Annotated in this window: 8 protein-coding genes and 4 tRNA genes; 3 read left to right on the forward strand and 9 right to left on the reverse strand. The window is 42.4% G+C overall.

The window, feature by feature from the left end:
- Positions 1-123: 123 nt before the first annotated feature.
- The 4 genes from DD616_RS16375 to DD616_RS16390 form a co-directional block, all read right to left on the reverse strand.
- Positions 124-199, reverse strand: a tRNA-Thr gene (locus DD616_RS16375).
- 10 nt (positions 200-209) lie between these two features.
- Positions 210-284: transfer RNA gene (locus DD616_RS16380), tRNA-Gly, on the reverse strand.
- Positions 285-318: 34 nt separating this feature from the next.
- Positions 319-403 (reverse strand) — tRNA-Tyr (locus tag DD616_RS16385).
- Between the two features lie 30 nt (positions 404-433).
- Positions 434-509 (reverse strand) — tRNA-Thr (locus DD616_RS16390).
- 212 nt (positions 510-721) lie between these two features.
- Between DD616_RS16390 and coaA the strand changes: the two genes are divergently transcribed.
- On the forward strand, positions 722-1,645 hold the full coding sequence (coaA, locus tag DD616_RS16395; protein WP_010318972.1) for a type I pantothenate kinase: 924 nt from the start codon (positions 722-724) through the stop codon (positions 1,643-1,645).
- Positions 1,646-1,658: 13 nt separating this feature from the next.
- Here coaA and birA read toward each other — a convergent pair whose 3' ends face one another.
- Both birA and murB read right to left on the reverse strand, forming a co-directional pair.
- On the reverse strand, positions 1,659-2,621 hold the full coding sequence (gene birA, locus DD616_RS16400) for a bifunctional biotin--[acetyl-CoA-carboxylase] ligase/biotin operon repressor BirA (protein WP_013857958.1): 963 nt from the start codon (positions 2,619-2,621) through the stop codon (positions 1,659-1,661).
- Positions 2,618-3,664, reverse strand: a complete 1,047-nt coding sequence (gene murB, locus DD616_RS16405; RefSeq protein WP_208871926.1) for a UDP-N-acetylmuramate dehydrogenase — start codon at positions 3,662-3,664, stop codon at positions 2,618-2,620. The genes birA and murB overlap by 4 nt, the downstream gene beginning before the upstream one ends.
- An 8-nt stretch (positions 3,665-3,672) precedes the next feature.
- Between murB and DD616_RS16410 the strand changes: the two genes are divergently transcribed.
- Both DD616_RS16410 and pssA read left to right on the forward strand, forming a co-directional pair.
- Positions 3,673-4,155: a GNAT family N-acetyltransferase gene (locus tag DD616_RS16410; protein WP_208871927.1), complete on the forward strand. Its 483-nt coding sequence runs from the start codon at positions 3,673-3,675 to the stop codon at positions 4,153-4,155.
- Positions 4,156-4,253: 98 nt separating this feature from the next.
- Positions 4,254-5,594 (forward strand): CDP-diacylglycerol--serine O-phosphatidyltransferase, encoded by a 1,341-nt coding sequence (gene pssA / locus DD616_RS16415; protein ID WP_013857962.1) that lies wholly within the window; start codon positions 4,254-4,256, stop codon positions 5,592-5,594.
- Between the two features lie 435 nt (positions 5,595-6,029).
- On the opposite strand, the gene DD616_RS16425 is transcribed toward pssA, so the two are convergent.
- The 3 genes from DD616_RS16425 to DD616_RS16435 all read right to left on the reverse strand — a co-directional run bounded on the left by DD616_RS16425 (position 6,030) and on the right by DD616_RS16435 (position 8,225).
- Positions 6,030-6,326, reverse strand: a complete 297-nt coding sequence (locus DD616_RS16425; protein WP_017420788.1) for a hypothetical protein — start codon at positions 6,324-6,326, stop codon at positions 6,030-6,032.
- A 129-nt stretch (positions 6,327-6,455) separates the two neighbouring features.
- Entirely contained in the window at positions 6,456-7,154 is a 699-nt protein-coding gene (locus DD616_RS16430; RefSeq protein ID WP_208871928.1) for an FRG domain-containing protein, read from the reverse strand.
- Between the two features lie 147 nt (positions 7,155-7,301).
- Positions 7,302-8,225, reverse strand: coding sequence for an arginase family protein (locus DD616_RS16435; protein WP_208871929.1), 924 nt, complete (start codon positions 8,223-8,225; stop codon positions 7,302-7,304).
- Between the last annotated feature and the right edge of the window lie 149 nt (positions 8,226-8,374).

Raw genomic sequence — 8,374 nt, forward strand, 5'->3', positions numbered from 1 at the left:
GTTCAAATTTTGCTTTAGACATGAGTTGTCCCTCTAGGTACGGATTTAGGTGGCTTTGATGACCACGCAACCAAAATTATTGGTAAGGAGTATATATCAAAAGGAGATAATTGCTTGGAGAGCTGGTGCTGATACCCAGAGTTGAACTGGGGACCTCACCCTTACCAAGGGTGCGCTCTACCGACTGAGCTATATCAGCACTCAAAAATTGGAGCGGGCAGCGGGAATCGAACCCGCATCATCAGCTTGGAAGGCTGAGGTAATAGCCATTATACGATGCCCGCACACGTAACTCTGAGAGCTATTTCCTTAAGAATATGGTGGAGGGGGACGGATTCGAACCATCGAAGGCGGAGCCGGCAGATTTACAGTCTGCTCCCTTTGGCCACTCGGGAACCCCTCCAAATTTTTTCTTCATTCTTTCGAAAAAGAATGGTGCCGACTACCGGAATCGAACTGGTGACCTACTGATTACAAGTCAGTTGCTCTACCTACTGAGCTAAGTCGGCATAAGTGGAGCGCATTCTATTGAATGATGCTCAGCCTTGCAAGCCTAAATATTAAAAAAAAACCAATTTTCCATAAATCTCGCCTGTTCGTTGCTTTTTCAAGCAAAATGCGTTTTCTCACTCAATTCTATCGTTTAAGGCATTTCCATTCTTTTCACCTTAATGTATGTTTCATCCTCTTCTTTTTTCTGTCATTCATCGTTAGGTATTTTATGGGTCCTTATATCTCTTTTGATCGCAATCAATGGGCCGAGCTACGTAACTCTGTCCCAATGACTCTCTCTGAGGCTGACTTAAAAGAGCTACAAGGTATTAATGAAAACCTAACGATGAAAGAAACGGCTGAGATTTATCTGCCTTTGGCTCGCTTACTTAATTTATACGTGGCCGCCAGACAAAGCCGAAATGCGGTTTTGCATCAATTTCTCGGTAATACCGATATATCGCCTCCTTTTATCATTGGCATCGCAGGAAGTGTCGCCGTTGGGAAAAGTACTACGGCGCGTTTGTTAAAAGCGCTTCTTTCACGCTGGGAGAATCATCCCAAAGTTGAACTGATCACGACAGATGGGTTTCTTTTTCCCAACAAAATTCTTAATGAAAGAGGAATTATGGGGAAAAAGGGGTTTCCTGAATCTTATGATATGAAACGTCTGGTACAGTTTGTGTCGGATGTTAAAGCAGGAAAAAGAAATGTAAGCGCGCCGATCTATTCACATCTTACTTACGACATCACCACTGAAGAGAAAGTCGTCGATAGGCCAGATGTGTTGATCATTGAAGGATTGAACGTCTTGCAAAGCGGCATGGATTATCCACACGATCCACATCGAGTGTTTATATCTGATTTCTTAGATTTCTCACTGTATGTCGATGCGGACAGTCAACTTATTGAAAAGTGGTATGTTGAACGCTTTATGAAGTTTCGTCACAGCGCCTTTAAGGAGACGGGATCGTACTTTAGCCACTACACAAAACTGTCTGAGCTAGAGGCGAGAGAAAAAGCTGAGAGCATCTGGCACTCGATCAACGGTAAAAATCTGCAACATAATATTTTACCGACCAAAGAGCGCGCTCAGTTAGTTTTGCGTAAAGGCCTCAATCATACTGTGGAAGAGATACTACTAAGAAAATAGTTTGGTAAAGCGGTTACTCTGCCTTGCGTAACGATATTTCGCCACCAATGTAACTCTCCATTCCATTCTCTGTTTCTAGCAACACCGCTCCATATTCGTTGATCCCGTGCACCACGCCATAGACCTCTTTGGGGCCCATAAGCAGTTTAACTTTTCGACCAATAAAGTTATCGAGTCGATTCCAGCGCGGTATAAAATCCTTCATCCCATAAAGCTCGTAATCACGTAGCGCTTGGTCTAATGATTGAATAAAGACAATAGCGAGCAAGTTCCTGTCTATTTTCAGACCGTCGGCTACCTGCGACAAACTTGCCCATGGCTGGTCAATGGCTTGCTCATTTTCGGGCATGAAAATGTTCATTCCCATCCCAATCACTAAATGTGCCGCTGCGCCAGCCTGCCCTGTCATTTCGACTAAAATGCCCGCCAGCTTTCTATCCTGAAAATAGAGATCGTTCGGCCACTTAAGCTTTACACCGTCAAATCCGATGCTTGCTAGCGCTTCCACAATCGCGACCCCGACCACAAGGCTAAGCCCCATTGCGGCCGCCATCCCCGCGTCGAGCCGCCAGTACATGGAAACATAAAGATTGCTGCCAAAAGGCGATATCCACTGACGCCCGCGCCGACCCCGTCCATTAGCCTGATACTCTGCTAAGCAAACGCTGCCCGAAGCAAGGTTATCTACACGTTCTAACAGGTATTGGTTGGTTGAATCGATAATGGGGAAAAGCTCGACAGGGTTACGCACGGCATTTTGGATCTGTGTCGCATCAAGTAGATTCAGTGATTGAGCAAGCTGATAGCCTTTGCCTTGGACGCGGAAAATATCAATTCCCCACTCCTGAATCCCTTTAATATGCTTACTTACTGCAGCGCGAGAAATACCAAGTTCTGCTCCTAGCAACTCACCAGAACAAAACTCGCCACTGGCCAGATGACGAAGTAATGATAGTTTGACACTGTGCTCTTTCACTTTAATTCCTTAGCAAGATGCTCAAGGTTCGTTTCACCCATCGCATCTAAAAATCGGACTTCATGCTCTAAAAATATCGAAAATTTATCCTGAACTGCTATGCAAACTTTAATCGCTAGTTGAATGACATCAAAAGCTGTAGCGCTACCTTTATTTACCAACACTAAAGCTTGCTTCGGATGCACTTGAGCATCACCTAAGCTATACCCTTTGAGCCCACACTGATCAATCAACCACCCAGCCGCTACTTTTCTGCCTTCTTCCACGGGGTAAGAAACAAGATCGGGATAACTCTCAAGAAGAGCCTGCCAATGTTCTAAACTAATAATTGGATTTTTAAAGAAGCTTCCTGCGTTACCTAGCACCCGCGGATCGGGTAATTTGGCATTGCGAGTAGCGCATACCCGTTTATAAATATCAATAGCTTGGCAGGTGTGACTATCCAGTTCTTGCAAAGGTCCATAATTCAGTACGGGTTGCCATTGCTTCAATAACTTTAGTCCTACCGCTACAACGATCGCGTTACTGTGCAAAGCGTGCTTAAAAATAGAATCACGATAACCAAATAGACATTGTTTGGCGCTCAGGCGCTTGACGGTTAAGGAGTCTAAACAGAGATAATCAACGTAATCACACACATCTTGAAACTCTACACCATAAGCGCCAATATTTTGGATAGGAGCAGAACCTGCACAACCAGGTATCAAAGCCAAATTTTCAAGACCTGCAATATTTTGCTTCACAGCCCATTCAACAAGTGAAGGCCAATCCTCACCACCAGAAACATGCAAATAATGGTAATTATCATCCTGCGTGTGCTGTAACCCTTTCAGTTGGTTGCTTAAAACCATTCCTTGAAAATCACAAGTAAAAAGGACATTGCTACCTTTTCCTAACATCAACTTAGGCAAAGTCTGCCATTCTGCGCTCTGGTAAATTTCCACCAAATCTTGCACAGAGAAAACTTCAGCTAATAATTGACAAGATTGTTCTAGGCCAAAAGTGTGGTATTTTTTTAAGCTCGCATTGGGATGTAATTGCATGGCATTCTATGGATAAATTAAACTCATGCCATTCTACAACAGATAACTATTCGAAGCAGGAAGAAATGTGGCAACTACAATTTGACATACTCCCCCCGATAAAACTTCCTTTGATAAAACGAATGTACAAAGAACATTACCCTTCAGCAAAAGCTAGGAAAGATGAATTGTGCGTTATAGGCACGCTCGATGGGCAGATATCTGCTGTTGTCAGATTTAAAAATATTGATGTATATCGATTACTGACTGGCATGCTTGTGCTGCCAGAAAACCAAAAAAAAGGGATTGGGTCGCAGTTGCTCAATTATTGCAGCGAGAATATTCTCAATAATCAGGATTATTGCTTCGCATACGCTCATCTTGAGCCCTTTTATGCTCGTCACGGTTTTCACTCCATAATGACAGAAGAACTACCAATAGCTCTTATGCAACGGTTTGAGCGCTATGTATCCAGTGGTAAAGATCTCATTCCTATGAGATACCTAGGCTAGTATGACGAGAATGCGCGGCTTTTCTAGCAATTGAACCGTTGAATTTGGTAATATCCCCAGTTCGCAATTTTGCAAATAAGTAAGGTAAATCATCCAATATGATTGCTCATAGAAACCCATTCGAGCGATTGCCGACCATCGCACAATCACCGGATCATTTTGAAGTTTTATTTTCGGCAAAAGAATTTAAAAATCATCTGATCCAGTCGATCCGTCAGGCAAGTAAACGAATCTATCTTGTAGCGCTGTATTTAGAAGATGACGAAGCAGGCAGAGAAGTTTTAACGGAGCTATATAATGCCAAGCAAAGAAACCCTGGCTTAGATATTGCGATTTGCGTTGATTGGCATAGAGCGCAACGTGGATTAATTGGTGCGGCCGCTTCGGAAGGCAATGCTTCAATGTATCAAGAGTTCTCTCAGAACCACGAACACGCCATTCCCGTATACGGCATCCCCGTGCGAGGCCGCGAAGTTTTTGGTGTTTTACATCTCAAAGGTTTTATTGTCGACGACCAGGTGATCTATAGCGGAGCAAGCCTTAATAACGTTTATTTGCATCACAAAGAGCGCTATCGATTCGACCGCTATCACACCATCGACAATCAATCTCTTGCCGATAGCATGGTACAATTCATTCAGCAAAAAATGATAAGTCATCCTGCTGTCAATGATTTATCAAACACATCGAAGCCAACGACGAAAGATATCAAAACTGACATTCGACAATTTAGAGCCTCTCTAGCAACAGCAAACTATGAGTTTGAGTCACAGATCCCAACAGCCGACCAAGTGGCTTTGACGCCACTGGTAGGTATTGGAAAGCGTCGAAATAAACTCAACCACAATATTAACCAACTGATCGCTCATGCTAAAGATGAAGTCTTTATCTGCACTCCGTATTTCAATTTTCCAAAAAGTGTCGCTAAAGAAGTTAAGAAAGCATTGAAACGGGGTGTAAAAGTTCACATTGTCGTTGGCGATAAAACGGCAAACGATTTCTATATTTCCCCAGAGCAAACCTTCAAGACAATCGGCGGCTTACCTTATTTATATGAGCTTAATCTACGCCGTTTTGCCAAAGTAAATGAAGCCCATATTGCCAGTCGAAATCTTTCTATCCATCTCTGGAAACATGAAGAGAATAGCTTCCATCTAAAAGGCGTATGGGTGGATAAGCGCTACATGTTGATCACTGGTAATAACTTAAATCCAAGAGCATGGAAGCTCGATCTCGAGAATGCCATTCTCATCCAAGATCACTACCACCACTTAACACCTAAGTTTGAGCAAGAGATCGACAACATCCTTCGACACACTCAACTTGTTTGTACCTACAAACAACTAGAGAAGATAGAAAACTACCCTGATGCGGTACAAAAACTACTGCGTAAAGTAACGCGAGTTAAGGCCGATAGAGTGCTCAAACAGATTCTGTAAAGCACAACACTAAACGATTAGCCGACACAACGTGTCGGCTTTTTTATATGCCTACACGTTGTTTTCATATGGCTATTGATTGAGATAGTAGCGCCTTTCATGCAGCTACTCTGTTCGATGAACATAAGCCAAAAGAATTTCAGCGCTCAAGAGGACATCAAGGAATAAGCACAGGGAATCTARGTGCCACTGGCGAGATACGCGGAAAAGTGCAGACTTTCAGGTGTAAAGCTAGAGCCTCAGACTAAGAAAAATAAACACGTAATTTCATGATTTTTCTTAACCTCAGCTAACGCCGCGTTAAGGGGTGAATGCCGCATAAACCAACCTTCCGCAGAACACTTCATCACCAAAAATCACCGCATACCAAAAATGCCACGCGGCATGAATCCCACTTAAACGCCTTGTTATATTGATGCAGGACAAGTCAACTTATTAGTTCAACTGAGATGAAAGCAGCAGTAACGAAAAAATCGCAAAACTGTATCTAAGGTCACTCCTAAGCTTTAGCAGCCTGTTATTATTCAATTGGTCTAAATCTTTACCAAAGAGCATCGGAACAAATAAGAACATACCAAAATGGAAAACTACAAACGGTGGAGCACCTCTAGATCGCCAGTGTTCATTCTCCATTTCACTCCATTCCTCATAAAAGCCCTTGCTAGATTTTATAAGCGGAAACAGTGATACCAACACTGCACAAACCATCAGAGTATTTAATAACTCATTCATATTAGCTCCAGAACTCAAAAAACAATATAACGCCGCATTAAGGTGTGAGCGACGCTTGGCTATACTTGAGCGAAGCGAAACTGCCAAGCGTTGCGAATCACTCTTAAATGCTTTGTTATATTTTTTGTTCTACAACCCATAGTCCTTTGCTATTTCTGACGTTATACCATCAAGCCCAGGGAAAATGCTGCGACTACTGACACCATATCTACCAGCCATCACAGCTAAGTCACTAACGACATCTTGATGAATTAACCATTTTTCACCACTATGAGGTTCAAAAACTTGGCTGGGTTCAGGATGAACAGTAAACAGTCCTGACTGAGAAGTAATTCTCTCTGTTACATGCGTAGGCTCAAAAAGTGTCACTTCCGTAATATCAAAAACAGATTCGCTAGGATCACAATAGTCAATAGAGTATATATCCGGAAGAACATATATCGCAGCCTCACCAAAGTGTTTTTGATTTTCACAAGCGAAGAAAACAGCAACGAGAGGGTTGTATGTCCAATCTAACAGTCTCGTCGGAAGTCCATGATGTTGGGCCAAAACTAACCATTCCCATTCATTCTCAGGTGTATACTTTAAATAAGGAATAGACTGCCTTCTAAAATCATCTAAAGCACTTTTCTCAGTAATCCGCTCTTCAACCTGAAATGAGATAGCACCGCTTGCCACAAAATGACTATTTTCTAACTTTGACCGCCCGAACGTTGTAATTAATTTATATTTGCTATCACTGACACCTCGAAAAATGGGGTGAGCGTGTCTCAAAGAAGAAACCGCCTCGTGAAAATCTTGTTCACTATTTATATTTCTTATTTTCATCAATGTCCCTTAGAAAAATATAACGCCGCGTTAAGGGGCAGCCAACGCCACTACCAACTTAACGCATAACACCGGAACCACAAAAACCAACGCACATTAAAAATGCCACGCGTTGGCTGTCCCTCTTGAACGCTTTGTTATACGAAATTACGACTTGAACCCCAAAGCTGCATCGATAAGTTTTACCATTAGTTCCTTTGATACACCATTAGCATCTCGCTCTGGCATATATTCAACAAACTCAGCGCCAATGAACTTGTCGCTTGAGGCAATCGAGTGAACCAAATAGAGGGACTCTCTTGCAGTTAACCCGCCGACATTCGGCGTAGCACAAGCGCGGAATAGAGAACCATCTAAAACATCGTAATCGAATGACAAATAAATGCCGTCATACTCATTCTCTAACTTTTCCATTAAAGTCTGAACTACAACATTAAACCCTTGCTGTTCAATACACATCATGTCGATATTGGTCATGTTGAGCTTTTTTATAAGCTGATGTTCACATTGCATTAAATCTCGGACACCTACATAAAAAACATCTCGAGGCTGTAAAGCCATCTCCTGAGGAATTGACCAACCGTTATGAACATATTGATTCATCAATAATGCCAGCGGCTTACCGTGCAAATTACTGTCGAGTGTATTATTGCAATCCGCATGAGCATCAACCCAAACAATCGCAATTTTGTTACCTTTGCCCTTTTGATAATGACCAAGGACTGCTTGAACGGTTCCAACCGCTATCGAATGGTCGCCACCAATTGTTATGGGGATCCGATTATTCGAATAACTTTCCAGCACCTTTCTTTTTAGGTAATGCGCATACATTCGTAATGCTTCATCTTTGCTACCACAGGAAATCAAAGAATAAACCTCATCGGAGATTTCAACATCACCTTGGTCAATGATATCAGCACCCCACCTATCATTTCTGACTTGGATCCAATCAGTGAGGCCTACCCATGACATTTCATCCATTCGTCGCAAACCATCAACTGTATTTTCTTGAGTTGTCACAAAACCCAGTTGATTAAAAGGTGCTCCAATTATGTCGAAATGTCTTTTCATGTGTACTCCTGTACTTATTTAATTTCGTATAACGCCCGGTTAAGGGGCTGACAACGCAAAACACTGAACTCAAAATAACAACCGTAATCACAAAGGCCGATTTGAACAAAAACCGCCACGCGTTGGCAGTCCCTCTTTAACCGTTTGTT

This window comes from Vibrio anguillarum (assembly GCF_003390515.1).
GTDB lineage: Bacteria > Pseudomonadota > Gammaproteobacteria > Enterobacterales > Vibrionaceae > Vibrio > Vibrio anguillarum.

Bases quoted from the DNA above. Each gene is read 5' to 3' on its own strand.
- coaA (WP_010318972.1), top strand. From the start codon at position 722: ATGGGTCCTTATATCTCTTTTGATCGCAATCAATGGGCCGAGCTACGT.
- murB (WP_208871926.1), bottom strand. From the start codon at position 3,664: ATGCAATTACATCCCAATGCGAGCTTAAAAAAATACCACACTTTTGGC.
- DD616_RS16410 (WP_208871927.1), top strand. From the start codon at position 3,673: ATGGATAAATTAAACTCATGCCATTCTACAACAGATAACTATTCGAAG.
- pssA (WP_013857962.1), top strand. From the start codon at position 4,254: ATGATTGCTCATAGAAACCCATTCGAGCGATTGCCGACCATCGCACAA.
- DD616_RS16425 (WP_017420788.1), bottom strand. From the start codon at position 6,326: ATGAATGAGTTATTAAATACTCTGATGGTTTGTGCAGTGTTGGTATCA.
- DD616_RS16430 (WP_208871928.1), bottom strand. From the start codon at position 7,154: ATGAAAATAAGAAATATAAATAGTGAACAAGATTTTCACGAGGCGGTT.
- DD616_RS16435 (WP_208871929.1), bottom strand. From the start codon at position 8,225: ATGAAAAGACATTTCGACATAATTGGAGCACCTTTTAATCAACTGGGT.